Here is a 1,717-nt window from a genome sequence, read left to right as displayed (position 1 = left end):
GGCCGCGGCGCATTTGGGCCGTTCCCGAGTGCACGCCCCGCCGCGCCGCACGCATCTGCTCCCCCGCTCCGCACCCAGCCGCTCCCGCGCGCCGCACCCAGCCGCTCCCACGCCTGGCGTCTCGCGCTCGCGTCTGGCGTCTCGCTCCTGCTCGCGCCGTCTCAGCCGCTCCCGTCCCTGGCGTCTCGCACCCGTCGATGCACGCGGAGCGGGTCGTCGCCCCTCACCATGGCGTCCGGCCCGTCCCCCGGTGCGCGCGAGACGCCATGTTCGCGCGCGGCTGTGCCGCCGCATGGCCTCGGCAGGATCCGTGACGCCGGGCACGACGAGGCGGGTGGCACAATCAGCAGGTATGACTCCTGAGACCACGGGACGCACGCTCCGCCAGCCGCGCACGCTCGACCAGTCCTCCAAGCTCAAGGACGTCCTCTACGAGATCCGCGGGCCGGTGCTCGCCCGGGCGAACCAGCTCGAGGCGGAGGGGCACCGCATCCTCAAGCTCAACATCGGCAACCCCGCGCCGTTCGGGTTCGAGGCGCCGGACGTGATCATGCGGGACATGATCGCCGCGCTCCCCCACGCGCAGGGTTACTCGGAGTCCAAGGGCATCCTCTCGGCCCGCCGCGCGATCTTCACGCGCTACGAGCTCGTCCCCGACTTCCCCCACCTGGACGTCGAGGACATCTACCTCGGCAACGGGGTCTCCGAGCTCATCACGATGACCATGCAGGCGCTGCTCGACGACGGCGACGAGGTCCTCATCCCGGCCCCGGACTACCCGCTGTGGACCGCGATGACCTCGCTCGCGGGCGGCAAGCCGGTCCACTACCTCGCGGACGAGGACAACGACTGGAACCCGTCGCTGGAGGACATCGCCTCCAAGGTCACCCCGCGCACCAAGGCCATCGTGGTGATCAACCCCAACAACCCGACCGGCGCGGTCTACTCGCGAGAGGTCCTGCAGGGGATCGTCGACCTCGCGCGGGAGCATAGCCTGCTCATCCTGGCCGACGAGATCTACGACCGGATCGTCTACGACGAGGCCCAGCACACCTCGATCGCGACGCTGGCGCACGACCTGCTGGTGCTCACGTTCAACGGGTTGTCCAAGACGTATCGCGTGGCGGGATACCGGGCCGGCTGGGTCGCGATCACCGGCCCCAAGGCCCACGCCGCGGGGTTCCTCGAGGGTCTCGAACTCCTCGCCTCGACGCGACTGTGCCCGAACGTGCCCGCCCAGCACGCCATCCAGGTGGCGCTCGGCGGCTACCAGTCGATCAACGAGCTCATCGAGCCCGGTGGGCGGCTGCACGAGCAGCGCGGCATCGCCTGGGAGAAGCTCAACTCGATCCCGGGCGTGAGCTGCGTCCGGCCGATGGGCGCGCTCTACGTCTTCCCGCGGCTGGACCCCGAGGTACACGAGATCCACGACGACCGGCTGTTCGCCCTCGACCTCCTCGAGCGTGAGCGGATCCTCGTCACGCAGGGTACCGGCTTCAACTGGCCGAACCCGGACCACTTCCGGGTGGTCACCCTGCCCGCGGCGCGGGACCTGGGCGTGGCCATCGAGCGGATCGGCAACTTCCTGGCGTCCTACCGCCAGTAGCCGACAGGGCGACCTCGCCCCGCGGGACGCAGTGGCCGCGAGCCGCCCTGGCTGCGAGGCCGGCCCGGGCCGCGGCCCGTCGGTCAGACGGTCGGTGCGCGGTGTGCGGCG

1 protein-coding gene is annotated in these 1,717 nt (G+C 71.1%); it reads left to right on the top strand.

Translation table 11 applies throughout. From position 1 onward, the window contains the following. The first annotated feature begins 352 nt into the window (after positions 1-352). Positions 353-1,606 (top strand): pyridoxal phosphate-dependent aminotransferase, encoded by a 1,254-nt coding sequence (locus tag G6030_RS09570; protein ID WP_007630401.1) that lies wholly within the window; start codon positions 353-355, stop codon positions 1,604-1,606. Positions 1,607-1,717 lie beyond the last annotated feature (111 nt).

This window comes from Dietzia sp. E1 (genome assembly GCF_014145015.1).
GTDB lineage: Bacteria > Actinomycetota > Actinomycetes > Mycobacteriales > Mycobacteriaceae > Dietzia > Dietzia cinnamea_A.
This window is presented reverse-complemented; position numbering and strand designations above follow the sequence as displayed.